Source organism: Halomonas sp. DP1Y21-3 (genome assembly GCF_019801245.1).
Lineage (GTDB): Bacteria > Pseudomonadota > Gammaproteobacteria > Pseudomonadales > Halomonadaceae > Halomonas > Halomonas litopenaei.
In genome coordinates this window covers 46,971-72,655 of record NZ_JAHVJM010000009.1, presented here as the reverse complement: position 1 = coordinate 72,655, position 25,685 = coordinate 46,971, and the positions used below count along the sequence as shown (strand labels likewise).

At 62.8% G+C, this 25,685-nt stretch carries 15 protein-coding genes; 10 read left to right on the top strand and 5 right to left on the bottom strand.

Annotated features, from left to right (window positions below):
• The coding region (locus KUV74_RS20505) for an Ig-like domain-containing protein (RefSeq protein ID WP_222517249.1) at positions 1–7,266 on the top strand (7,266 nt) is incomplete at its 5' end.
• Between the two features lie 123 nt (positions 7,267–7,389).
• Entirely contained in the window at positions 7,390–7,719 is a 330-nt protein-coding gene (locus KUV74_RS20500; RefSeq protein WP_045994806.1) for a hypothetical protein, read from the top strand.
• 103 nt (positions 7,720–7,822) lie between these two features.
• Here the strand turns inward: KUV74_RS20500 and KUV74_RS20495 are convergent, their stop codons facing one another.
• The 5 genes from KUV74_RS20495 to KUV74_RS20475 are packed head-to-tail and all read right to left on the bottom strand — an operon-like array spanning position 7,823 to position 13,808.
• Positions 7,823–9,751 carry an EAL domain-containing protein gene (locus KUV74_RS20495; RefSeq protein WP_222517248.1) on the bottom strand — a complete coding sequence of 643 codons (1,929 nt, stop codon included), beginning with the start codon at positions 9,749–9,751 and terminating at the stop codon, positions 7,823–7,825.
• A gap of 33 nt (positions 9,752–9,784) precedes the next feature.
• The gene (locus KUV74_RS20490) at positions 9,785–10,495 is read right to left on the bottom strand and encodes a transglutaminase-like cysteine peptidase (protein ID WP_222517247.1); all 711 of its coding nucleotides are present in this window, start codon (positions 10,493–10,495) and stop codon (positions 9,785–9,787) included.
• 24 nt (positions 10,496–10,519) lie between these two features.
• A complete protein-coding gene (locus KUV74_RS20485; RefSeq protein ID WP_222517246.1) occupies positions 10,520–11,695 on the bottom strand; it encodes a cation diffusion facilitator family transporter in 1,176 nt (391 codons plus the stop codon).
• The gene (locus KUV74_RS20480) at positions 11,692–12,861 is read right to left on the bottom strand and encodes a 1-acyl-sn-glycerol-3-phosphate acyltransferase (RefSeq protein ID WP_045994810.1); all 1,170 of its coding nucleotides are present in this window, start codon (positions 12,859–12,861) and stop codon (positions 11,692–11,694) included. The genes KUV74_RS20485 and KUV74_RS20480 overlap by 4 nt, the downstream gene beginning before the upstream one ends.
• The gene (locus KUV74_RS20475) at positions 12,858–13,808 is read right to left on the bottom strand and encodes a recombination-associated protein RdgC (RefSeq protein ID WP_108133792.1); all 951 of its coding nucleotides are present in this window, start codon (positions 13,806–13,808) and stop codon (positions 12,858–12,860) included. The genes KUV74_RS20480 and KUV74_RS20475 overlap by 4 nt, the downstream gene beginning before the upstream one ends.
• 208 nt (positions 13,809–14,016) lie before the next feature.
• On the opposite strand from KUV74_RS20475, the gene KUV74_RS20470 reads away from it, so the two are divergent.
• The 8 genes from KUV74_RS20470 to KUV74_RS20435 all read left to right on the top strand — a co-directional run bounded on the left by KUV74_RS20470 (position 14,017) and on the right by KUV74_RS20435 (position 25,336).
• Positions 14,017–14,436, top strand: a complete 420-nt coding sequence (locus KUV74_RS20470) for an acyl-CoA thioesterase (protein WP_222517245.1) — start codon at positions 14,017–14,019, stop codon at positions 14,434–14,436.
• Positions 14,437–14,577: 141 nt separating this feature from the next.
• Complete coding sequence (gene gyrA, locus KUV74_RS20465; RefSeq protein WP_222517244.1) at positions 14,578–17,307, top strand: DNA gyrase subunit A; 2,730 nt, start codon at positions 14,578–14,580, stop codon at positions 17,305–17,307.
• Between the two features lie 103 nt (positions 17,308–17,410).
• A complete protein-coding gene (gene serC, locus KUV74_RS20460; protein ID WP_222517243.1) occupies positions 17,411–18,514 on the top strand; it encodes a 3-phosphoserine/phosphohydroxythreonine transaminase in 1,104 nt (367 codons plus the stop codon).
• 102 nt (positions 18,515–18,616) lie between these two features.
• Entirely contained in the window at positions 18,617–19,711 is a 1,095-nt protein-coding gene (gene pheA, locus KUV74_RS20455) for a prephenate dehydratase (protein ID WP_045994814.1), read from the top strand.
• Positions 19,712–19,758: 47 nt separating this feature from the next.
• Positions 19,759–22,062: a bifunctional prephenate dehydrogenase/3-phosphoshikimate 1-carboxyvinyltransferase gene (locus tag KUV74_RS20450; RefSeq protein WP_222517251.1), complete on the top strand. Its 2,304-nt coding sequence runs from the start codon at positions 19,759–19,761 to the stop codon at positions 22,060–22,062.
• Complete coding sequence (gene cmk / locus KUV74_RS20445) at positions 22,059–22,760, top strand: (d)CMP kinase (protein WP_222517242.1); 702 nt, start codon at positions 22,059–22,061, stop codon at positions 22,758–22,760. The genes KUV74_RS20450 and cmk overlap by 4 nt, the downstream gene beginning before the upstream one ends.
• Positions 22,761–22,936: 176 nt before the next feature.
• Entirely contained in the window at positions 22,937–24,613 is a 1,677-nt protein-coding gene (gene rpsA / locus KUV74_RS20440; RefSeq protein ID WP_045994817.1) for a 30S ribosomal protein S1, read from the top strand.
• Positions 24,614–24,955: 342 nt separating this feature from the next.
• Positions 24,956–25,336, top strand: a complete 381-nt coding sequence (locus KUV74_RS20435; protein WP_108133796.1) for a histone-like nucleoid-structuring protein, MvaT/MvaU family — start codon at positions 24,956–24,958, stop codon at positions 25,334–25,336.
• Positions 25,337–25,685: the final 349 nt, after the last annotated feature.

Below are 25,685 nucleotides of genomic sequence, written 5' to 3'. Positions count from 1 at the left end.
ACCAGCGACACCCAGGGCGCGGACGGTGCCAGTGTCACCGACGCCACCCTGCGAAATCCGAGCCAGGGCAGTGTGTCCTTCGACAGCGACACCGGTGAGGTGACCTTCACCCCGGCGGCGGGCTTCGAGGGCGATGCGGTCATCGACTACACCATTCGCGATGCCGATGGCGACACCAGCGACGCGGTGTTCACCGTGACGGTGGCGGCGGACTCCACGCCGACCGTCAGCGTGCCGGACGCATCGCCCGATGCCGAAGGTGGTCAGTTCAGCGTCAGCGAAGCCGGACTGCCGGGCGGTAGCGCGGCAGGCGACGACAGCCAGAGCACCAATGGCAGTCTGCCGATCACCACCGGGGGCGATAGCCTGGCCTCGCTGGTGATCAACGGCCAGAACGTGACGGGCGGCGGCACGGTCGAAGGCGACTACGGCACCCTGAGCGTCAGTGTCTCTGACGGCGAGTACAGCTGGAGCTACACCCTGGATGGCAGCACCCAGGACCACACCAGCCAGGGCACCGGCAGCGACGATCTGGCGGATCAGTTCGCCATTGTCGTTACCGATAGCGATGGCGATACGGCTTCGACCCGCCTGACCATCGACGTCAATGACGATGTGCCGACGGCACGTGACGACAGCGACACCATTGCCGAGGAGACCGCTTCTGTTTCCGGCAATGTGCTGGCCAACGACACCACCGGTGCTGACACCACCGATGCCGATCCGGCCAGCGTAGCGCTGGACGCACCGACGGGCGCAGGCAATTACGGCACCCTGACGCTCAACAGCGACGGCAGCTACACCTACCAGCTCGACAACGACGATCCGCGGGTGCAGGCGCTCAGCGGCGAGGAAGAGCTGATCGAGACCTTTGCCTACACCCTGACCGACGCCGACGGGGACACCTCACCGGCGACGCTGACCATCACCGTGACCGGTACCGACGACGGCGTCAGCCTCTCGGGGCTGGCTACCGGGGGCAGTGACGTATCGGTGAGTGAAGCCAATCTGGAGCAAGGTTCTGCCCCGAGCGAGGACGCGCTGACCAAGCCCGGTAATTTCACCTTTACCAGCGCCGATGGCGTGCAAAGCGTGCAGGTGGGCAACCAGTCGCTGAGCCTGGGCGATCTGCAGGACCTGACTGCCGATAGCCCGGTGGTGGTCGATACCGAATACGGCAGCCTTAGCCTGACCGGCTTTACACCGTCGGATAGTGCCAACCCGGCAGCCGGCGGCACCGTGAGCTACAGCTACACGCTGGACACCAGCGTCGATAACGACAGTCAGGCAGGTGCCACGGATGCCGGCTTCACCGAGACGGTGGCCCTGGTGGTCACCGACGATGACGGCAGTGCGGCCAACGGAAGCCTCAGCATCGCGATCGCCGATGACAGCCCGTCCATCGAGTTCGTCGAAGCGCCTGCCAGCGTGGTCGAAGGCGAGAGTGTAGACGGCACCTGGAGCACCGACGCCGGTGCCGATGGTGCCACCGTCAGCGTGACAGCGGCAGGCGAAACCAAGCCGCTGGGCGATGGCGATACCGATTTCGTCAGCTTCAAGCTCGCCGAAGGCACTCTGACCGTCACTGGCGACGGCAACTGGACCTTCGAGGCCAAGGACAACCTCGACCAGGCCAACAGTCCGTCGATCGACTTTACCATCACCACCGAAGACAGCGATGGCGATACCGCCACCGATAGCCACACCGTCACCATCACCGACGGCAGCGGCCCGAGTGTCAGCATCAAGGAAGGCGACGATGATGCTACTACCGAGGCGCTGGATCTGACACTGCAGGACGCCGACACCGGAGTCTCTGCGGATCAGGACAGTGGCGTACTGACGTTTAACGCGGGTAGCGACAGCCTGGTGAACTTCGGCTTTGGCAATATCGGTGCCGATGACAGCGTCACCGGCATCAGCGTCCAGGGTCTGGCGGCTGGTGAGTCTTTGGTCTGGAGCGCAAACGACGAGGGTGAACTGGAGGCTCGACTCGCTGGCAGCGACGACCTGGTGCTGACCCTGAGCCTGCAGGCGCCGGCCTCGGTGGCGGCTCAGAACAGTGGCGATGTCAGTGTCACGGCCACGCTCAGCGACAGTCTGCCCCATGAGGTGGCAGCGACGCTGAAGAACTCACTGTCTATCGAGGGCGTGAGTGTGGTGGCGAGCCAGGCTGATGGGGATAGTACGACGGCGACCGTCAAGGTTTCGGTGGTCGATGACGCGCCGGAGGCGGTGAATGATCAGCTCGATGGCGTGCAGTCTTCGCAGGTGATCAGCAAGGGTGCCGATGTTGGTCTGCTGGCCAATGACACCCAGGGCGCCGACGGCGCCACCGTGACCTTCGTCGATGAGTCTTCCCTGCAGGGTTCCCTGACGTGGAACGCCGATGGCAGCTTTGACTATACGGCCAAGGACAACGCCAGCTACACCGAGGTGGTCAACTACACCATTACCGACGCCGACGGTGATACCAGTCAGGCCACCCTGACCATCAATGTCGAAAACGGTACGCCGACGACTCAGCCGACCAACGTGCAGGTCAACGAGGCCGGGCTTGACGAGGGGTCCCAGTCGGCGACCAATTCAGAGCAAGTGAATGGGCAATTGGTGGCGACCGATGCCCAGGGCGACGACTTGACCTTCAAGGCGGAGACTATCAAGGGCAACTATGGCGAGATCGACATCCGCGCCGATGGTTCCTTTACCTACACCCTGACCAAACCGGTCACCTCGTCGGATAACCCCGTCGATGACGCCGAGAGCTTTGTCTATACGGTGACCGACAGTCACGGCAATTCCGCCACCGGCACCATTACCGTCGATGTCATCGATGATGTGCCTCAGGCCGTCAATGACACCCCCGCCGCGCTGCAGTCCGGTACCTCGTTGACCACCACAGCGGGCAACGGAATGCTGGCCAATGACGTCCAGGGTGCGGACGGGGCCACGGTCATCTCCGTCGATGACAGCGGGCTGCGTGGTCAGCTCAGCTGGAACGCCGACGGCAGTTACACCTACACCGCCGACGCCAACGATAGTTATGAAGAGGTAGTGAGCTACACCATCAGGGACGCCGATGGCGATACCAGCCAGGCGACCATCAAGTTTGTGGTGAACGACGGCTCGCCCACGGCCAATGCCAGCGCAGCTACCGTCAGCGAGGCCGGGCTTGCCACGGGCAGCGATGCCGCCAGCAATAGCGAAGTGGCGGAAGGCCAGCTTCAGGCAAGTGATGCCCAGGGCGATGCACTGACGTTCACCGCCACGACCCTGCGCGGCAGCTACGGCACTCTGGTCATCGAGGAGAATGGGTCCTACACCTATACCCTCGATACCGCCGTGACCGGCGCTGAGGCGGATAACGGTCAGAACACCCTGAATGGCCAGGACGTATTCAGCTATACCGTGATCGATGCCCACGGCAATAGCTCGACTGCCAGCATCAGCATCAATATTGTCGATGACGTGCCAACGGCGGTCGATGACGTTGTGAGCACCGCCGAGGACACTGAGGTCACCGTCGACGTACTGGCCAACGACGAGGGCGGAGCCGATGGCGCCACTCTGGTGTCGGCGAGCATGGCGTCGGGCTACGAGAGTGCTGGCAGGGTGACCATCGATAGCGACAGCGGTGAGGTGACCTTCACTCCGGCGGCGGGCTTCGAGGGCGCCGCGGTCATCGACTACACCATCACCGATGCCGACGGCGACACCAGCAACGCCACCTTGACGGTCAATGTGGCGGCTGACTCCACGCCGGAGGCCACCAATGGTGTCGCTCGCGTGGACGAAGATGGCCTGTCGGGTGGCAATGCCGGTGGCCCGGGTGATGCGGCCGGTGAGGCGACCGTCGTCACCGGGACGCTTGGCTATTCCTTTGGCAACGATGGGGCAGCGAGCTCAAGTGCCTTCAGCTGGAGTCTTGATGGCCTGCCCACGGTAACGGCCAGTGGCCAGGCGGTGTCCTACACGTTGAGCGACGACGGCCGCACGGTCACGGGGCGTGACGCCTCCAACGCACTGGTGTTGACCGTTGCCCTGACCGGGGTGGCGAACGGCGCCTACAAGGTGACACTGCACCAGCCTCTGGACCATGGTGAGCAGGGTACGGAGGACTCTCTGGCGTTCAATGTCGGCTACACCATCGTCGATTCCGATGGCAGCCCGGCCAGTGGTCAGTTGCAGGTGCTGGTCAACGACGACAGCCCGGAGGCCTTTACCTCGGATTCGGCTGCTCTCGTCGATGGTCGAGGCGGTCAGCTGAACTTTGCTGGCGTGTCTGGTGCCGATGGGGTCAAGGACGTGACCTTCACCGATGTGCAGGGGCAGCCAGCCACTGACGCGGACGGCAACCCCCTCTACTTTGACAGCGAGGCGCTGACCTATCAGGTATCCACCGACGGTCATCAGTTGCAGGCGGTGACTGCGGATGGGGTTGTCGGCTTTACGGTCACCCTGGATCCGGCCGGAGACGGCTATCAGATCAACGTTGCCGATGGCGAGATCAGCAACGGGCGTGTCGAGCGTGCCGATATCTCTGAACTGAGTCTCGATGGTGTCGTGCAGTACCACGGCATTAACTACCAGGACGATGAGGGTGACAACGACGTTCTCTACTCGACGCCCAATGGCGTTGGCATGGTGCCGCTGGACGGCACGCTCGGTGTCTTCGGTGGTGTAAGTCCCGGTATCGAGCTTAACGAAGTCATCCGCATCAGTTTCCTCGATAGCCTGGGGTTCTCTGTCACCGGTGAGCCGAGCTGGCAGGGGCACGAAAGTGTGTCCGAGGTGACCCAGACCATCCATGTTGAAGGTGACGGTGCCAAGGCAGTGGTCACCGTGGCTGCCTTCAACTACGCAAGTGATGTGCCGGGTTCTGGGTCTCCCAGCCAGACGGTGGACAACGATATTCGTCTGAGCGCCGATGACGTCCGCATTCTCGATCAGACAGGCACCGATGTTACCAACAAGGTGTCCATCAGCGTCGATGGGGCCGGCCGTCTGATTCTGGATGGTGTGGAGGATGGATGGTCGTTCGAACTCAGTCCGGATGGTGGGCTCCAGGGTATCGAGGTGGTGGGCGGTAGCAATACGCCCTTTACCCTGGGCGATATGGACTATCGGCTTGGTGAGGCGGGGGATGCCTTTGACATCGAGCTCGGATTGACCGGTATTGACGGTGACGGCGACAACGCTGCGGGCAGCCTGACCGTCGAAGTCAGCGCTCCGGATCAGTTATACGTCGGTGACAACTCCGACAATACTGTCTCCGGCGGTGGCGGCAGTGATGTCATGGTGGGTGATGGTGGTGGCAACTTCACCGTGGTGAATCCTGCGCAGAACTATAATATCTCCCTGATTCTCGATTCCTCGGGCAGCATGAGTAGAGGCTCCGGTACCGCTGGCCTGTCCCGCATGGAATTGGCCAAGCAGGCTCTGGCTAATCTGGTCGAGCAACTGGCCGATTTCGACGGGGTAATCAATCTCCAGGTCGTCGATTTCGATACGGGAGCGCGGTTTACCCAGACCATGGATCTGGGCTCGGTCGACAGTGAAGTCGAACGGATCGTCACCTATATCAACTCCGTCGATGGCAGCAGCAATAGCGGGGGCGGCACCAACTATGAGGCGGCATTCGAGGCATCGAAAGGCTGGTTGGAGGAACAGTCGAGCAGTAACGGCTACGAGAATCTGACCTACTTCCTTACCGATGGGCTGCCGACGTTCTACGTCAACGACAGTGGCGGTACCGGTGGTAACGGTCGGGATACCGGCTTTGATGAGGTCAACAACGCGATCGAGTCCTTCGAAGGCCTGTCGGCAATCAGTCGCGTCGAAGCGATCGGTATCGGCTCCGGCATCAACGAAGACGTGCTGAAGTTCTTCGACAACACCGATGTCACCGGCGCGAGTGAGATCATTCCCTACTCGTCGGTTGCACAGACGGGAAGTCGCCAACTTGCCGACTTCACCGGCCTGGATAGTCCGCTAGACTCGGCGACTAGCTGGACCAAGTCCGGGGACGCCACCGGTACGCTAGTCGTGGGAAATGGTTCGCTAACGTTGACGGATATCAGCCGTTTCTCGGGTAGTACCGTGGCGACCAGTGCCGCCTTCGTTCTTGACACGCCTGATACCGGCTACTCGACACTCGAATTTAGCTACAGTACCGATGCCTACGGCGGGGCTGACTACTTCGGCTGGGAGGTTCAGAAATCCAATGGCAGCGGTGACTGGGTGACGGTCGACTCCGGTTATCCCCGCGAAAGCCAACGGGGTTCCTCCTTCGAAACCGATCAGCTTGACAGCGGTGTCTATCGTATCGTCATCGAGGTCGTCAACGGGGGTGGGCAGCAGGATCTGGTCCAGCTCGACAGCATCACCATCAACGACTTCGGGTATCCCACTGCGCCGGTCGGCGAGGCATCTGTCGTCAACACCGCCGAGGAGCTCGAGGCGGTGCTCAAGGGCGGCTCGTCCTTCGACAAGCTGGCGGAACTCGGCGACGATGTACTCGATGGGACGGATCGCGGTGACATCATCTTCGGCGACACCATCAATACCGACCATCTCGAATGGACCAATGGCGATGGAGAGGAATTCAGGGCAGGCGAGCATGATGGCCTTGGTTTTGCCGGGCTGTTCGAGTTCCTCAAGTGGTCGGAAAATGGCGGAGCAGATCCCGACGAAACCCAGGTGCTCGAGTACATTCGAGGAAACTATGAATCCTTGATGGACACCGAGCGCAAGGATGGCGGCGCCGACACCCTCAAGGGCGGTGACGGTGACGACACCCTGATCGGCGGCGGTGGTAGCGACACGCTATATGGTGAGGAAGGCGATGACCTGCTGCTCGGCGGTGCCGGCGATGACACCCTGGTCGGAGGACTCGGTGCGGATACCTTCGCCTGGGTGCTGGGTGATGAGGGAGTGGTCGGAGATCCCGCCGACGACGTCATCACCGACTTCCACGTCGCGCCTGCCGGTGTCGACGCCAGCCAGGACCCAGAGGCCGATGTGCTGGATCTCAGCGAGTTGCTGCAAGGCTACGACAAGGACGACGACCAGCAGTCGCTGAATGACTATATCCACGCCGAACAGGAAGGGGATGATATTGTGCTGTACGTCAAGAGCGATGGAAATCTGGCGGACGACAATGGCAACGCTGATCAGGTCATTACCCTGGAAGGCGTGGCCAACGCGGCCCCAAGCCCCGATGATTTCCTGACGCAGTTGCTCAACCAGGGCCAGCTGGATGTGTAGACAGGCGCTCGGTCCAGTCGTATAGCGCGAAACGGGCAAGGCCCTCGGCGGTAAACGCCGAGGGCTACTGATCAAGGGAAACTTGATATATGCTCGACCAACTAAGATTGCGGAGAACGTGACATGTACGTCCAGCGTGACGGGGAAGGAAAGCTTGTCTGTGTCAGCCGGGAGCCTACAGCGACCTGCGACGAATTCATGGCGCCGGATGATCAGGAGCTGTTGTTCTTCCTGTCAGACGGTAACGAGCGCAACGAACAGTCCCAGTTCCATGCCTCCGACCTGGCCTTCGTGCGGGTGCTCGAGGACGTGCTTGATCTGCTGATGGACAAGGGCGTGATCAGCTTCACCGATCTGCCTGACGCGGCGCGCCGCAAGATCATGGACCGCCAGTCATTGCGTCGTCGCTACAATGATGTGGATCTGGTAGGGGACGACGACCCCCTCATCTAAGCGCTGAGCATCTGCACCTCTCAAGTCGCATGCGTCGACCTGGGCAAGACAAAGGGCCACCTTCGGGTGGCCCTTTGTTGTGTACCCTTCATGTCATCGACGTTCACGAGTGCCTGTCGGTTTCCATCCTGGCGGACACGGCGGGGCCGGTGACACCGTCCAGGCCCAGCTCGAACAGGGTGTCGATATCGCGATCCTCGTCGATGCCCTCGGCGATGGCCTGGATCGCCAGCGAATGGCATAGGGTCGCCATGCCCCTGAGAATGGTCTGCTGCTCCGGCCGCTCCGACACGCCACGACACAGGGTTGCGTCGATCTTGATGTAGGACAGCCCAAGGTCCTGCAGATCTCCCAGCTGGCGGAAGGCCGCACCGACGTGCTCCATGCCCAGATGACAGCCGAAGGGGGCCAGCGACTGGCAGAGATATCGGAAGCTCTCGAGATCGCTTCGGGCGATCGACTCCGGCACCTCGATCCACAGGAAGGGGGCCGAGTCCGGGCGGGCGCTGAGTCGTTGCTGCAGGGCGATCACGACATTCGGCTGGGTAATCGCTGCATGGGACAAATTGATGCCAAGCGGCTGCCGGTGGTGATGGATGGTGTCGAGGGCGGCATCGATCACCTTGATATCCAGGCTGTCGTGGAGGCGCAGACGGGCGATCCAGGGCATGAAGACACCCGCCTGACGCCATTCGCCCTTGATGTTGAGGCGTGCTGGGGCCTCGTGATGCAGCAACTGTCCGCGTCGATCCAGCACCGGATACTGTCCCAGCAGGACGCCGTGCTCCATCGCTTCGACCAGCGATGAGCGCCACTCGGCGCGGCTGCGGTAGAGCGTTTCCTGCTCCACGTTGTGGCAGGACTCGATCGCCCGTCCAGGACGGCTCTCGGCCAGTGACAGGGCGCCATCCAGTGCGGCCATCAGGGTGGTGCGCTCCTGGCCGTGGTGGTAGACCGCCAGGGCAGCGGGGAGCCGCAGAACCGGTGCGTTCTGTTCGGCCAGGGTCGACAGATTGTCGTCCAGCCGTTCGCGGGCCCAGCTTTCGTCGACGTTGCCGCACAGCATCAGGGCGAAGTCACTGCCGTTGAGGCGACCCACATAGCCTTCGCCATGGGCCTCGGCGATGGCGGTCAGGCGTTGGCAAAGGTCGCTGAGCACGCCGTTGGTGTGCAAGTGGCCGCGGCGTTCGTTGAGCGCGGCCAGGTCGGTGGCACGGATCATCGCCACCACGCCGTAGCTGGATTCACCCTGTTGCTCGAGGCTGTAGTTGAGGCGGTCGATAAAGGCTTCCCGGGTCAAGGCCCCGGTCACCGTGTCATGCAGCAACTGGCGGCGAAGCCGGTCGATCTGCTCGCTCTCGCGCTGGAGCATCTCGCGCACGCTTTCCGACAGCCGGTTCATGGCGTCGGACACTTCGCGCAGTTCCAGTGTGCGGGGCAGCGGGGCGACGGTGAAGCGACGCTGGCCGATATCGTTGGCCTGGCGCGTCAGGGTCTTCAGCGGGGTGCGGATCTGGCGTACCAGCAGGTAGGCAATCAGCAGGCTGAGTGCACCTGCTGCCACGAACCAGGCGGCCATGCGCAGGGTGCTCTGCCACAGCGACTGGTAGGCGAAGCCATGTGCGCTTTCGAGCTGCAAGGTGCCAAGCTGCTGCCAGCCATCCTGGATGACCGCAGTGCCGGCGGGGACCTCGAAGGCGACCAGCTCACGGAACCATCCCGGTACGCCAGTCTCTTCGGGGGCTGATGAGACGCGACGAATGATCGGTCTGTCCTGGGTGTCGAGCAGCTGGATCTTGCGGTAGTGGCCAGTATCGAACTGCGCCGAGATCAAAAGCTCCAGCGTTACTTCATCCTTGTCAGGCATCTGGCTCATGCTCAGCGCCAGGGCATTGGCGTTGTCCGCGTTCTTGATCAGTATTTCTTTTTCGATGTAGGCGCGGCTGCCTGATACGGCCACCACCAGACTGCCGATCAGGGCAATCAGCAGGATGGCAATGATGGCGAGCCAGAGTTGTTTGATCAACGACATGGCGGCGTCTCTAGATGAAGGATTGGCATGATGTCACTGGATTCCCTGTTGGCGCATGCGATCCAGCGCGTTTCGCCAGCGCGACAGGCGCGCCAGGGGATCCGCCCGTGATTGGGTGGTGCCACCCGCCCACAGGCCACTGCTGTTGAAGCTGAACAGCGGGTCCAGATCGGTGCGCAGGCTGGCACGGGAAATGCCGGCGGCAATGTTGTCGAGAATCAGGGGCTCGGCGCCTGGCGTCTCGTAGTAGCCGAGCACCATATGGGCCTGGGTGATCTGGCTACGTCCCAGTCGAGCACGCACATAGATCATGCGCAACTTGCTGATGGGAATGCCGAGCTCCTTGAGGGTCACGTACTTGGCGATGGAGTAGTCCTCGCAGTCGCCTGCGCCGCGCCCCAGGGCTTCGATGGGGGTGGCCCAATAGTCGCTCTGGCGCCAGATGGTGCGATCCTCGAGCCACTGCATCTTGCGATTGAAGAAGTCGTTGACGTCGCGAAGCTGAGTACGAAGGTCGGCGCCTCTCAGGCGATCGATCAGGTTGAGCCATTCGTCCAGGGCTCTTACCCCCTGACTGCCGTACTCGGCGCTCATGGCCGCGCGCATTCGCGCATGGTCGAGCGTCGCGTCCACCGGTGCGGGTGCCAGCGCCAGGAAGGCGCCCAACAGGCTCGCAGACCCCCAGGCGAGCCAGGAAGGGGGACGGCGGCGAGACGGGCGAGACAAGACGGCATCTGGGCTCATGGCGAGTTCCAAGCCGGGCGGAGGTCAGGCCTTGCCGGGCCCTTGCCACAGCTTCAGTTGGCCTACCCAGGGCAGGGTGTCGAGGTCTCGGCACAATTGATGAGCCAAGTCATCGAGATCCCCATGATGGATATCAGAGTCAACGTACAACGAAATGTCGATGCGGTCATCCAAATAGTGCAGATTCAGCGCCGTACGGTGTTGCCAGGCACGCTGATGCGACCAGCGTTCATCCAGCAGTTGCTCGATCTCCTCGCGCAGCGGCAAGCCCGGGCGCAGGCTGTGTTCGGTCTGTCCTTCGTCGTCCTCGGGGTCGATGTGGAAGGTGACATCCTTCAGGCGGGTGTGCGCTTCGCGTAGTTGTCGACTGACTGCATTGCCGATCTCGTGGGCTTCGGACACCGTGACCCTGGGAGCGACCACGATATGCAGATCGAGCACGACGTCGCTTCCGAGCTGGCGAGTGCGCAGATCATGCACGCTCTTGACGCCCGGCACCGACTCCGCCAGTCGGCGCATCGCACGCTGTTCTTCGACCGGCAGGGCGGTGTCGATCAACTCCCTCGAAGACTGCCACATCAGCCGTCCGCCGACCCAACCCACCATCAGGCCGACCACGATGGCGGCCACCGCGTCCATCCAGCCGACGCCGAACTGCCCCGCCACCAGGCCGACCAGCACCACCAGGGTGGACATGGCATCGGTGCGTGAGTGCCAGGCATTGGCCTCGAGCAGCGGTGAGTCGAAGCGGCGGGCGGCGCGCAAGGTGTAGTGGTAGATCGCCTCTTTGGCCAGCAGCGAGACCACGGCCACGGCGATGGCAACGAGGCCGGGTGCGGCGCTCGGAGACCGATCGAGCAGGCGCTCGACACTCGACCAGGCGATGGCACCAGCGACGAAGATCAGCACACTGCCGAGCCACAGCGTTGCCAGGGTCTCGATTCGGCCGTGGCCGTAGGGATGGTCGCGGTCGGGTTCCTGGCGGCCGTAGTGGGTGGCCGCCAGCACGAAGGCGTCGGTGACGATATCCGAAAAGGAGTGGATGCCGTCGGCAATCAGGGCGGCCGACCCGACGATCACACCGGTCACCAGTTTGAGCACGCCGACGACAAGGTCCACGCCGGCGCCGATCAGGGTGACGCCCTGGGCCGTCCAGGCAAAGGGGTGTCTGGAGCGCCCCGGCTGGCTTTTCTGGCTCACGACGAAGGCTCGCTCCGCGCGCAGTTGATGACAGGGTTGGCGTACTGGGCCAGCCACCAGGATCTGAGGTCTTCCGGGACTTCGGAAAGCCGTTGCGCGAACCGATCGCGGTCGGCCTCTGACACCTCGGACAGGTCTACCAGCTCAGGATGGCTGCCCAAGGCCTCCAGCGCCAGATGGTGGCTGGGAAAGAGGTGATAGCCGCTCAGCACCTGGCGGTCGATCTCGGCAGCGACCGCTTCCGGCGTATCGAAGCTGCGATCGATCGGCGTGCCGAAGCGCAGATGAACACGCCCCTTGTGGCCGGTGATGCCGGCGACGATGGAGCTGATGTCCTCGAACTCGCTCTTGTTGTAGCTGCCGTCTTCACTGACGGCTTTCAGCTCCCTGGCCTTCTGCACGTCGCAGGGATCGTACTCGTAGCTGATCGATACCGGTACCAGGCGCAGGGCTTCAATGCCTTCCCCGAGCGGCGCATGACGGTTGTCGGCACGGTGGGCCATGGTCATCATCTTGATGATCGCGGGGTCGGTACGATCGATGCCGTCCTTGGCCCGGCCTTCGCGCTGGGCCATCCAGATGGAGTGATTGTCGTCCTGAATGGAGTGGCGGATGTAGCTCGACAGCTTGTGGTAGGCCTGCAGCATGGCGCGCTTGCCGCGAGCACTGCGCGGCACGATGAAGCTCTTGTTGAGCCGCATCAAATCGGTGACGTAGGGCTTCTTGAGCAGGTTGTCACCGATGGCAATGCGCACGGTGTTGCGGCCGGCGAGGTACAGCGCATAGTTGACGAAGGCCGGATCCAGCGAGATATCGCGATGGTTGCCGATAAACAGGTAGGCGGTATCGGGGTCCAGACGATCGAGGCCGTCGACGCGAAAGTCGTCGGTGGAGGTCTTCAGCATGCGCTGCATGTAGGCCGCGATGCGTTGCTGAAACGCCGTCACGCTGGTGACGTCGCGGGTCTCGCGCTTGATCGCCCAGCTGGCCAGCGTGCGTGACAGGCGGGGCATCATGCGGGAAAGGCGCGGCAGCCGGTAGCGGGTCAGGGCGCTCAACAGCTCCGGGTCCTCTGCCAGGCGAGTCAGGGTCGTCGCCACCTCGTCGTCCTGATAGGGGCGAATATCGTGCCAGGGATCCTGCGGGGCATCGGATGTCGAAGTCATGGTGTCGTCGCAGTGAGGTCAGTAGCCGAAACAGAAGAACTCTGGGCTTCGCCGCCCAGCCAATCGATCAGGCGGTCGACGCTTTCACCCAGGGTCTGGGCCATCAGAATGAAGTCGGTTTCCATGCGCAGCACGGCATCGTCGCCGTCATCTGCCTGGTTGGCTTCGTCGATCAGGGCGTCATCGAAGGCCAGTGACTTGACCGCCAGGTCGTCGTGGAGCACGAAACGCAGGCGCCCCTCCATGCCCAGCGCCAGCTTGCTGGCCTGTCGGCCGCTTTCGAGCAGTTGCTGAATGTCGTCGCCGTCCAGGTCCACCTGGCGCGCCTTGAGCACGCCGTCGTCGCCTTTGGCCTTGAGTTCGACCTGGTCGCCGAGCAGCATGTCGGCGGGGCGCGAGGAGGCGTCGTTGAGCCAGGTGGTCATGGCGCGAATCGGCAGTGTCTGGGCCGAGAGCGGCGTTACCTTGAGGCTTCCCAGGGACTCGCGCAACAGATCCAGCAGCTCTTCGGCGCGCTTTCGGCTGGAGCTGTTGACGGCGATCAAGTTTCGCCGGGTATCCCACCATAGGTCAGTCTTCTGGCTGCGTACGAAGGCCCTGGGCAACAGTTCCTCGTAGACCTGCTCCTTGATTGCCTGCTTTTCCTGGCGGCGTAGCTTGCGGCTTTCCTGGGTCTCGATGACCTCGACGCGCTCGTCGACTTCTTCGCGGACCACCGAAGCGGGCAGGATGCGCTCCTGGCGCAGGGCGGTCATCAGGCGCTGGCCCTGCAGCTCGTGGAGATAGCGATCGCTACCCCGTCCGGCAGGCGTCGTCCAGCCGATGCGGCGGGCTTCGGTGCCACCGAGCGGGCGGAAAGCCTGTTCGGCGAGGGCCGTCTCCAGCTGCTCGCTGTCCAGGGTGCTGGCGTCGTGCAGACGATAGAGGTGCAAGTGCTTGAACCACATGGAGCAATTCTCGGGTCAAAAAGGAGGCACATTATGGCGAATGGTCCCTTCGGGTGCCAGTTGCCAGCCATCGCAATGGTCGATTGAACAGGGTTGCGGCAAGCCTATCAGGCTGCGTCGCCCGTGCCCGTCCCTCTTTGGTGACAGTGTTGCCACTTTGCCTGCTCGAGGTCAGAATCAAACAGTAGTTTAAATGAGGAGCAATGATATGGAAGGCGCTATCAGCACCACTTCGCTGAAGGTTCGTGGCTACCACCTGGACGGTTATGGCCACGTCAATCACGCCCGTTACCTGGAGTTCATGGAGGAAGGGCGCTGGGACTATTTCGACAAGCATCCGGCGCTGATGTCTCGCCTGGGAAAGGGAGATGTCGCTTTCGTCGCGGTCAATCTCAATATCGACTATCGCCAGGCGGCGGTGGCCGGTGACGAGCTGGACATTTCCACCCGTCTGTCGGCCCTGGGCGGGCGCAGCGCCAAGATGCGCCACGAGATCCTGCGCCGCCGCGATGGAGCTCTGGTGGCTCGCGCCGAGCTGACCTTCGTGCTGCTGGACGTGGCCAGCAACAGTGCGGTGGCGATCGAGGGTGAGCTGCGTGATGCCCTGGCGCCGCTGGTGGTGTCATGACGTAGCGGTCAAGGCGCCGCACACAACGACAGACGCTGCGCGGAAGGCCCCAAGGGTGGTATGCTAGGTCGCTGTATTTGTGCGCCTTGTCACGGCTGCGTGACGCGCCTACCTGTTGCTGTGCAAAGGACTTGACGACCCATGGGTGACATCGCCAGAGAGATTCTGCCAGTCAATATCGAGGACGAGCTGAAGCAGTCGTACCTCGATTACGCGATGAGCGTGATCATCGGCCGAGCGCTGCCGGACGTGCGCGATGGCCTGAAGCCGGTTCATCGGCGTGTGCTGTTTGCGATGCACGAGCTGGGTAACGACTGGAACAAGCCATACAAGAAGTCCGCCCGTGTGGTGGGTGACGTGATCGGTAAGTACCACCCCCACGGCGACAGTGCGGTGTACGACACCATCGTGCGTATGGCCCAGGACTTCTCGATGCGCCACGTGCTGGTCGATGGCCAGGGCAACTTCGGCTCCATCGACGGCGACAACGCCGCCGCCATGCGTTACACCGAGGTGCGCATGGCGCGCCTGGCCCACGAGCTGCTGGCCGATCTCGAGAAGGATACTGTCGACTGGGTCGACAACTACGACGGTACCGAGCGTATCCCCGACGTGCTGCCGACCAAGGTGCCGAACCTGCTGGTCAACGGCTCCTCGGGCATCGCCGTGGGCATGGCGACCAATATCCCGCCCCACAACATGAACGAGATCATCAACGCCTGCCTGGCGCTGGTCGACGACTACACCCTGAGCGTCGATGATCTGATGGAGCATGTGCCGGGGCCCGACTTCCCCACCGGCGGTATCATCAACGGCCGCGCGGGCATTCTCGAGGCCTATCGTACCGGCCGCGGGCGCATCTACATTCGCGCCAAGCACACCATCGAACACGACGACAAGTCCGGCCGTGACCACATCATCGTCACCGAGCTGCCTTACCAGGTGAACAAGGCGCGGCTGATCGAGAAGATCGCCGAGCTGGTCAAGGACAAGAAGATCGAGGGTATCGCCGAGCTGCGCGACGAGTCCGACAAGGACGGTCTGCGGGTGGTGATCGAGGTCAAGCGCGGCGAGAGCGGCGAGGTGGTGGTGAACAACCTGTTCGCCCAGACCCAGCTGCAGAATGTCTTCGGCATCAACATGGTGGCGCTGGAAGACGGCGAGCCGAAGACCATGAACCTCAAGCAGGTGCTCGAGGCCTTCATTCGCCACCGTCGTGAGGTGGTCACCCGGCGCACCCTGTTCGAACTGAAGAAGGCGCGTGAGCGCGGCCACATTCTCGAAGGCCTGGCGGTGGCGATCTCCAACATTGACGAGGTGATCGAACTGATCAAGGCCTCGCCGAATGCTGCCGAAGCCAAGGAAAAGCTGTTGGCCAAGTCCTGGCAGCCCGGTCAGGTCACCGGCATGCTGGAGCGCGCCGGCGCCACCTCGTGCAAGCCCGAAGACCTGGAAGAAGGCTTTGGTCTGGACCAGGCCGGAGGCGAGTACCGTCTGTCGCCGGCCCAGGCCCAGGCCATCCTCGAGCTGCGCCTGCACCGCTTGACCGGCCTCGAGACCGAGAAGCTGCTCGACGAGTATCTGTCGATCCTCGAGAAGATCGCCGAGCTGATGGCCATCCTGGCCTCCGCCGATCGCTTGCTCGAGGTGATTCGCGAAGAGCTGATCGCGGTGCGCGATCAGTTCGCCGACGAGCGTCGTACCGACATTCAGGCAAGCCACCTGGACCTGTCCATCGAGGACCTGATCGCCGAGGAAGACATGGTGGTCACGGTGTCCCGTTCCGGTTACGCCAAGACCCAGCCGTTGTCGGACTATCAGGCCCAGCGTCGTGGTGGTCGTGGTAAGTCGGCCACCGCGATGAAGGACGAGGACGTCATCGAGCACCTGCTGGTGGCCTCGACCCACGACACCGTGCTGCTGTTCTCCAATCGCGGCAAGGTCTACTGGCTCAAGGTCTACGAGATGCCTGCGGCCAGTCGCGGGTCCCGCGGCAAACCGCTGGTCAACCTGCTGCCGCTGGAAGAAGGCGAGTCGATCAACGCCATCATGCCGGTCAAGGACTATGATCCGGACTGCTACATCTTCTTTGCCACCGCCCGGGGCACGGTCAAGCGCACCAGCCTTGAGCAGTTCTCGCGTCCGCGCAGCGTTGGCCTGATCGCCATCGACCTGGAGGAGGGCGATCGCCTGGTGGGCGCCGCCATTACTTCCGGCAGCGACCACGCCATGCTGCTGTCGTCCAACGGCAAGGCGATCCGCTTCGAGGAGTCCCAGGTCCGTGCCATGGGCCGTACCGCGCGCGGTGTGCGCGGCATGCGGCTGCTCGATGGCGCCGAGGTGATCAGCCTGATCATCCCGCAGAGCCTCGAGATCGATGCCGACGCCGAGGGCGGTGAGCGTGGCGAGGCCGGTGATGTCGACGCCAGCGGTGACGACGGCCAGATCTATATCCTCACCGGCAGCGAAAACGGCTACGGCAAGCGTACCCGTCTCGAGGAGTTCCCGCTGCGCGGTCGTGGCGGCCAGGGCGTGATCGCGATGCAGACCAGCGCCCGCAATGGCGCCATGGTGGCGGCGATGCAGGTCTGTTCCAGCGACGAGATGATGCTGATCACCGATCGCGGCACCCTGGTGCGCACCCGGGTCGAGGAAGTCTCGATCAGTTCGCGCAACACCCAGGGCGTCACCCTGATCCGCCTCGGCGAGGCCGAGGCGCTGGTCAAGACCGTGCGTATCCAGGAGCTTGAAGGCGACGACGAGCTCGATGCCGAGGGCGAAGAAGGTAGTGAGGACGCCGCCGAGGGTGGCAGCGCCGAACCGGGCGACGACAGCGCGGCCGACGACAGCAACACCGACAATAACGACTGATCCGGGGTGCCACGGTGTCCGCGATGGACGCCGTGGCCCACCTATATAGTGACTGGCGGGCGTCGCCGGACGCCTGCCCTTGACGATCAATCGCCAGGACACCATGACACGCCACTACAATTTCTGCGCGGGGCCCGCCGCGCTGCCTACCGCAGTACTCGAACGTGCCCAGCGCGAGATGCTGGACTATCAGGGCCGTGGGCTCTCGGTGATGGAGATGAGCCACCGCTCCAGCGAGTACGTGGCCATCGCCGAGCGCGCCGAGGCCGACCTGCGTGAACTGCTCGCAGTGCCCGACAACTATCGGGTGCTGTTCACCCAGGGTGGTGCCACCCAGCAGTTTGCCGCGGTGCCCATGAACCTGCTTGGCCACGGCGGCCGGGCCAACTTCATCGAAACCGGTATCTGGGGCAACAAGGCGATCAAGGAGGCGCGGCATCTATTCGGCAGCGCCCACATTGCCGCCTCCAGCGCCGAGAATGGCCATGTCGAAGCACCGCAGCAGGCTGATATCGCGCTGTCCGACGACGCCGCCTACCTCCACGTGACCCCCAACGAGACCATCGGTGGTCTGGCACTGGACTTTGTGCCCGTGGCGCGGCGCGGCGACGGGGTAGAGGTGCCGCTGGTGGCGGATCTTTCCTCGACCATCCTGTCTGAGCCGCTGGACGTCTCGCGCTTTGGTGTGATCTACGCTGGCGCCCAGAAGAACATCGGGCCGGCCGGTCTGGTACTGGTGATCGTGCGCGATGATCTGCTCGACCAGGCGGTGAGCGAGATGCCGTCATTGTTCGGCTATCGTCAGTTGGCCGAGGCAGGATCGATGATCAACACGCCGGCTACCTACAGCTGGTACCTGGCAGGCCTGGTGTTCGACTGGCTCAAGCGCGACGTCGGTGGTCTCGAGGCGATGGCCGAGATCAATGACCGCAAGGCGGCCAAGCTCTACGAGGCCATCGACCGCAGCGACTTCTATTCCAACCCCATCGCGGTGCGTAATCGCTCGAAGATGAACGTGCCCTTCGTGCTGGCCGACAGCGCCCTGGACAACGCCTTCCTGGAAGAGGCGGAAGCGGCGGGGCTTTTGAATCTCAAGGGCCATCGCAGCGTCGGCGGTATGCGCGCAAGCCTCTATAACGCGGTGCCTGAGGCCGCGGTGGACGCCCTGGTGGCGTTCATGGGCGATTTCGAGAAGCGGCGCGGCTGAGGTTCGTGCGAGAGCTGGCGCACCCAGTAAAGAGGTGGCGGGGCCAGGTTTCGCCAGCCATGCGTCAACGCCCGGTCACGGGGCGTTACAAGGAGACAACCCATGAGTGATTCGCAAGAGCCGAACCTCTCGTCGCTGCGTCAGCGCATCGACCATATCGACACCGAGATCCTGCGCCTGATCAGCGAGCGTGCCGAGTGTGCTCGCCAGGTGGCGGAGACCAAGACCGCAAGCGACCCCCAGGCGGTGTTCTATCGCCCCGAGCGCGAGGCCCAGGTGCTGCGCCGGGTAATGGAGCTCAACCAGGGGCCGCTGGACAGCGAAGAAATGGCACGGCTGTTTCGCGAGATCATGTCGGCCTGCCTGGCGCTGGAACAGCCGATCAAGGTGGCCTATCTCGGCCCCGAGGGCACCTTTACCCAGCAGGCCGCGCTCAAGCACTTCGGCGACAGCGCCATCAGCCTGCCCATGGCGGCCATCGACGAGGTCTTCCGTGAGGTCGAGGCCGGCGCGGTGAACTACGGCGTGGTGCCGGTGGAAAACTCCACCGAAGGCGTGATCAACCATACCCTGGATTCCTTCATCGATTCGGGGCTGCGCATCAGCGGAGAGGTGGTGCTGCGCATCCATCATCACCTGCTGGTGGCCGACACTACCCTCAAGGACAAGGTGTCGCGTATCTACTCGCATCCCCAGTCCTTCGCTCAGTGTCGCAAATGGCTAGATGCCCACTTCCCCCACGCCGAGCGGGTACCGGTGTCGTCCAACGCCGAGGCGGCCAGGCTGGTCAAGAGCGAGTGGCACAGTGCGGCCATCGCCGGCGACATGGCGGCCAAGCTCTACGGCCTTAGCCACGTGGCCGAGAAGATCGAGGATCGTCCGGACAACTCCACGCGCTTCCTGATCATCGGCAACCAGGACGTGCCCATGTCCGGAGTCGACAAGACGTCGCTGGTGGTGGCGACCCGCAACCAGCCGGGTGCCTTGCACGACCTGCTCGAGCCGTTCCACCGCCACCAGATCGATCTGACGCGTCTGGAGACGCGACCCTCGCGCACCGGTGCCTGGAACTATGTGTTCTTCATCGACTTCTGTGGCCACGTCGAGGAACCTCGGGTGTCGGCGCTGCTCGAGGAGGTGCGCCTGCGTGTCTCCGAGGTCAAGGTGCTCGGCTCCTACCCCCAGGGGGTCCTGTAGTAATGCAGGAAGAAGGAATGCAGCAAGAAGGAATGCAGGACGTCGCAATGCGGGAAGTGGCAACGCGTGGCGCAGTACCCGCATCCTTGCCTCGGGCTTCACGCATCGTCATCGTTGGACTTGGCTTGATCGGAGGGTCGCTGGCCGCTGCCTTGCGCAAGGCGGGGGTGGGGCAGGGGGATGACAGTCTCATCCTGGCCTGTGACCCAGACCCGAAGGAGCTTGAGTGTGGACGTCGCATGGGGTTGATCGACGCAGGTTCGACACAACTCTCCGAGGTTATCGAGGGTGCTACCCTGGTGGTGCTGGCTGTACCGGTGCTGGCCATGGGCCAGGTCATGGGCGAGCTAGGTACGTTGCGTAGCCGCGCTGCCGGCGATCTGGTGATCACCGACGTCGGCAGCACCAAGGCAGCGATCGAGGCGGCTGCCATCGAGGCCTTCGGTGAGCTTCCCGCGCGCTTTGTGCTGGGGCATCCCATCGCCGGCTCGGAAAAGAGCGGCGTGGCGGCGGCCAATCCGGAGCTGTACCAGGCCCACAAGGTGATCCTGACGCCGACCTGCGCCACCGACCCCGGTGCGCTTGAGCTTGTGCGGGCCCTGTGGCAGTTGACCGGTGCCGAGGTGCTGGAGATGGACGTGGCTCGCCACGATCAGGTGCTGGCGCGCACCAGCCATCTGCCGCATCTGCTGGCTTTCTCGCTGGTTGATACCCTGGCGCGCCAGGATGAGCGCCTCGAGATCTTCCGCTACGCCGCCGGCGGCTTTCGCGACTTCACCCGCATCGCCGGTAGTGATCCGGTGATGTGGCGAGATATCTTTCAGGCCAACCGGGGCGCCGTGCTCGAAGCCCTGGACGACTTCGAGTCAGGTCTGGCCCGACTCAGGGACGCGGTGAACCGTGGTGATGGCGACGGTCTGCTGGCCACCTTCGACCGCGCCAGTCATGCGCGCCACTATTTCGATACTCTGTTGAATCAGACCAGTTATCAGGCGGAATATCAGATGCAAGAATCAGCCATGCTGCGCTACCGGGTGGCCCCGGGCGGAAGCGTCACCGGTCGCATTCGGGTTCCCGGCGACAAGTCGATTTCCCATCGCTCGATCATGCTGGGCGCGCTGTCCGAGGGCGTTACCGAGGTGTCCGGATTCCTCGAGGGCGAGGACAGCCTCGCCACGCTCCAGGCCTTCCGCGAGATGGGGGTCGCCATCGAGGGTCCGCACCAGGGCCGCGTGACCATCCACGGGGTCGGCATGCACGGCCTGAAGAAGCCGGCAGGTCCGCTCTACGTCGGCAATGCTGGCACCGCCATGCGGCTGTTTGCCGGGCTGTTGGCGGGGCAGGCCTTCGACACTGAGTTGACCGGTGATACCTCGCTGACACGTCGTCCCATGGGGCGGGTGGCAGATCCGCTGCGCCAGATGGGTGCGGTGATCGACACCGCCGAAGGCGGGCGTCCTCCGCTCAGGATCAAGGGCGGCCAGGCGCTGAAGGGCATCCACTACGATATGCCCATGGCCAGCGCCCAGGTGAAGTCCTGTCTGCTGCTGGCGGGGATGTTTGCCGAGGGCGAGACCCGAGTGCGTGAACCCGCACCGACCCGCGATCACACCGAGCGCATGCTCAATGGCTTTGGCTACGCCGTCGAGCGCGAGGGCGATACCTGCTGGCTGCAGGGCGGCGGCAAGCTGGCCGCTGGTCCGATCGATGTGCCGTCGGATATCTCCTCGGCGACCTTCTTCCTGGTGGCGGCGGCCATCACCCCGGGGTCGGATCTGGTGCTGGAGCACGTCGGCATCAATCCGACCCGGATCGGGGTGATCAATATCCTGACCGCCATGGGGGCGGATCTGCGCCTCGAGAACGAGCGAGAGGTGGGGGGCGAGCCGGTCGCCGACCTGCATATCCGCTATCGGCCGCTAAAGGGCATCGACATTCCCGAGGACCAGGTGCCGCTGGCCATCGACGAGTTCCCGGCGCTGTTCATTGCCGCGGCCAACGCCGAAGGCACCACGCGACTGCGCGGCGCCGAGGAGCTCCGGGTCAAGGAGTCCGATCGCCTGCAGTCCATGGCCGACGGCATGAGTGTGCTGGGTATCGACAACACCCTTTATGACGATGGCATCGACATCGTCGGCAAGGGCGGCGATGGCGCTAACTATGGCGGCGGGCGCGTGGACAGTCATGAGGATCATCGCATCGCCATGGCCTTCACCATCGCGGCCCTGCGCGCATCAAGCCCGATCGAGGTCAACGACTGCGCCAACGTGGCTACGTCCTTCCCCGGCTTTGTGGAGCTGGCACGAGGTGTCGGCCTTGAACTCGAAGAGGTACGCGAGGAGCAGGCATGAGCGATCATGACGAGCATTCGGCCCCGGTGCTGACCATCGATGGCCCCGGCGGCGCCGGCAAGGGCACCATCAGCCGGCTGATTGCCGAGCGACTGGGCTGGCATCTGCTGGATAGCGGCAGCCTCTACCGACTGACCGCGCTGTCGGCTATCGGCAAGGGCATCGCGCTGGACGATGAGCCGGCGCTGGCGGCACTGGCCTCGGCCCTCGATGTCGTGTTTCGCGCCGAGAATGGCGAGGCGGTGGTCGAGCTCGAAGGGCGTGACGTGACTCGCGAGATTCGCACCGAGCAGGTGGGCAACAGTGCCTCTCTGGTGGCGGCGTTGCCGGAGGTGCGCCAGGCGCTGCTCGAGCGCCAGCGGGACTTCCGCCAGGCGCCCGGCCTGGTCGCCGATGGCCGTGACATGGGCACCGTGGTGTTCGTCGATGCGCCCCTGAAGATATTTCTGACCGCCAGCGCCGAGGAAAGGGCGCGCCGGCGTCACCTGCAGTTGCGGGAGGCCGGGGTGGATGCTAGTCTATCGAGTCTTTTGAAGGAGATTCAGGCGCGCGACGACCGCGATACGCAGCGTAGCGTGGCGCCGTTGGTGCCGGCCGATGATGCCATCGAGCTCGACACGACCCGCCTGAGCATACCGGAAGTGGTTGATCGGCTGTCCGAACTGTTGTCCCGAAAGGGGCTCCTGTCCGGCACCTGAACTCCCTTGCGGCGTCCCCGGCCAGATGTCACGACGTGCCCGAGTACAGGAAACGGAAAACTCGGTCAGGTCCAACCAGTGCCAACATCCCCGGGGGTTTTTGAATATGGCCCGCACTTGCTGGTGGTGCGGAGAAGCGGCCCTGCCGCACTCAACGTTGATCACGTAGGAACATCATGAGCGAAAGCTTTGCTGAACTGTTTGAACAGTCTCTCCAGGACATCAACATGGAGCCGGGCGCGATCGTCGCGGCTACTGTCGTCGACATCGAAGGTGACTGGGTCACCGTCAATGCCGGCCTGAAGTCCGAAGGTCAGATCCCTGCCGCGCAATTCCGCGACGACAGCGGCGAACTGACCATTGCCGTCGGTGACGAGGTCCACGTGGCCCTCGAAGCTGTGGAAGACGGCTTCGGCGAAACCCGCCTGTCCCGCGAGAAGGCCAAGCGTGCCGAAGCGTGGAAGGTGCTGGAAGCTGCCTTCGAGAAGGAAGAGATCGTCAAGGGCGTGATCAACGGCAAGGTCAAGGGCGGCTTCACTGTCGACGTCGACTCCATCCGTGCCTTCCTGCCCGGCTCTCTGGTCGACGTTCGTCCGGTGCGCGATACCACGCACCTGGAGAACAAAGAGCTCGACTTCAAGGTCATCAAGCTCGATCCGAAGCGCAACAACGTTGTCGTTTCCCGTCGTGCCGTTCTCGAAGCCGAGAACAGCGCCGAGCGTGAAGCGCTGCTCGCCACCCTGCAGGAAGGCCAGCAGATCATCGGTATCGTCAAGAACCTGACCGACTACGGTGCCTTCGTTGATCTGGGCGGCGTTGACGGCCTGCTCCACATCACCGACATGGCCTGGAAGCGCATCAAGCATCCGAGCGAGATCGTGGCCGTCGGCGACGAGATCACCGTCAAGGTGCTGAAGTTCGACCGCGAGCGCAATCGCGTCTCCCTGGGTCTGAAGCAGCTGGGCGAAGATCCGTGGGTCAACATCAAGGATCGTTACCCGGAAGGCACCAAGGTGCACGCCCGTGTCACCAACCTCACCGACTACGGCTGCTTCGCCGAGCTGGAAGAGGGTGTCGAGGGTCTGGTTCACGTCTCCGAAATGGACTGGACCAACAAGAACATCCATCCGTCTAAGGTGGTTCAGGTCGGTGACGATGTTGACGTCATGGTGCTGGATATCGACGAAGAGCGTCGTCGTATCTCCCTGGGTATCAAGCAGTGCACCGCCAACCCGTGGGAAACCTTCAACGCCCAGTTCAACAAGGGCGACCGCGTTGCTGGTACCATCAAGTCCATCACCGACTTCGGTATCTTCATCGGTCTGGACGGCGGCATCGACGGCCTGGTTCACCTGTCCGACATCTCCTGGACCGAGACTGGCGAAGAAGCCGTGCGTTCCTTCAAGAAGGGCGATGAGGCCGAAGCCGTCATCCTGTCCATCGATCCGGAGCGTGAGCGCATCTCCCTGGGTATCAAGCAGCTCGATACCGACCCGGTCGCCGAGTTCCTGTCCGTCAACGACAAGGGCACCATCGTTACCGGCCGTGTCGTCGAGGTTGACGCCAAGGAAGCTCACGTCGAGCTGGCGACTGACGTCGTTGCCGTGCTCAAGGCGTCCGAGATCAGCGCTGACCGTGTCGAAGACGCGCGCAACGTGCTGAACGAAGGCGACAGCGTCGAGGCCCGTATCGTCGGTGTCGATCGCAAGAACCGTCAGATCGCCCTGTCCGTCAAGGCCAAGGACCAGGACGACACCCGTCGCAACATGAGCAAGCTGCGCGACCAGGAAGTCGAGACCGGTGGCCCGACCACCATCGGCGACCTGATCAAGCAGCAGATGGGTCAGGACTAAGCCGGACCCCGACACTGTTCGGGACTGGTAATGGTCAAGAGCGCTTCCTTCGGGGAGCGCTCTTTTTTTATATGTAAGAAATTGTAGAGGGCTGAAATGCCCCTCGTGGCGGCGCTGCCTCAATATTATTGGTGAGTGGGGCGAGTTTTTACCACATATGCTTGAGGGGACGTGTTTTCGGGTTGATGCCCTTGTTGTAAGCATCTACCGTTTGTTAGACAGGATTTTGACTTTGCTTTTGGCCAATAACGTTTGAATAACGTCGTTTGGCTGGTTGTCATATACTCATGCAGGAGTGATAATGCCCCTGCATCCGAAAGCAACTACTATAGGCGTACCTTAATGTCTTCACTTTTGAATGACTATATGCAGATGGAGCAGCAGCTCCAGCAACTGCAGGAAAGACTTGGTCAGCTCCAGAACGATGACCGTCTCAAGTCCGAACTCGAGTTCAAGGGAAAGCTCGAAGAGCTGATGAAAGAGTTCGACAAGAGCGCATCTGACGTCATCGCCATCCTGGATCCGAAGGCCGCTGCTTCCCCGGCAAAGGCCGCTGCCCCGGCCGCTGGCGGTCGTCGCAAGCGCAAGCTCAAGATCTACAAGAACCCGAATACCGGCGAAGTCGTCGAAACTCGTGGTGGCAATCAGAAGACGTTGAAGGCCTGGAAGGAAGAGCACGGTAATGACACCGTCGAGTCCTGGCTGGTACGTGTAGAAGACTGATGATTGTTTGAGCCGCAGATGAGGCAGTGCCTTGGACGTTGCATCGGTCCGACACTGTTTCGATCTTCAGGCTTGCGGTGCCAGAAACCGTCTTGAACCATCGACATGACAGTGACGTCGTCGTATTGTTCGGGACGGTTTCTTTTTGCACGGTATTCCTTGATCGGTTGCGTCTCGTTGGAGGCGAAGCCCGAAGCCCGTAGCTTCGACTGCCCCTTGCGATGTTTCTGATAGCGATGTTTCTGGTTTCCGGGGAGGGGGCGAAGCGTGGCCTCCCACTGCAACAGTGTGATGCAGGAACAGTGTGATCCAGGCGAGGCGGGGCTGTGGCCTTGTCGTTGCCGGTACT

Excerpts from the sequence above, each read along its gene's own strand:
- gyrA (WP_222517244.1), top strand. The coding sequence starts at position 14,578 with ATGGGTGACATCGCCAGAGAGATTCTGCCAGTCAATATCGAGGACGAG.
- KUV74_RS20500 (WP_045994806.1), top strand. The coding sequence starts at position 7,390 with ATGTACGTCCAGCGTGACGGGGAAGGAAAGCTTGTCTGTGTCAGCCGG.
- rpsA (WP_045994817.1), top strand. The coding sequence starts at position 22,937 with ATGAGCGAAAGCTTTGCTGAACTGTTTGAACAGTCTCTCCAGGACATC.
- KUV74_RS20470 (WP_222517245.1), top strand. The coding sequence starts at position 14,017 with ATGGAAGGCGCTATCAGCACCACTTCGCTGAAGGTTCGTGGCTACCAC.
- KUV74_RS20475 (WP_108133792.1), bottom strand. The coding sequence starts at position 13,808 with ATGTGGTTCAAGCACTTGCACCTCTATCGTCTGCACGACGCCAGCACC.
- cmk (WP_222517242.1), top strand. The coding sequence starts at position 22,059 with ATGAGCGATCATGACGAGCATTCGGCCCCGGTGCTGACCATCGATGGC.
- KUV74_RS20450 (WP_222517251.1), top strand. The coding sequence starts at position 19,759 with ATGCGGGAAGTGGCAACGCGTGGCGCAGTACCCGCATCCTTGCCTCGG.
- KUV74_RS20480 (WP_045994810.1), bottom strand. The coding sequence starts at position 12,861 with ATGACTTCGACATCCGATGCCCCGCAGGATCCCTGGCACGATATTCGC.
- KUV74_RS20490 (WP_222517247.1), bottom strand. The coding sequence starts at position 10,495 with ATGAGCCCAGATGCCGTCTTGTCTCGCCCGTCTCGCCGCCGTCCCCCT.
- serC (WP_222517243.1), top strand. The coding sequence starts at position 17,411 with ATGACACGCCACTACAATTTCTGCGCGGGGCCCGCCGCGCTGCCTACC.
- KUV74_RS20495 (WP_222517248.1), bottom strand. The coding sequence starts at position 9,751 with ATGTCGTTGATCAAACAACTCTGGCTCGCCATCATTGCCATCCTGCTG.
- pheA (WP_045994814.1), top strand. The coding sequence starts at position 18,617 with ATGAGTGATTCGCAAGAGCCGAACCTCTCGTCGCTGCGTCAGCGCATC.
- KUV74_RS20435 (WP_108133796.1), top strand. The coding sequence starts at position 24,956 with ATGTCTTCACTTTTGAATGACTATATGCAGATGGAGCAGCAGCTCCAG.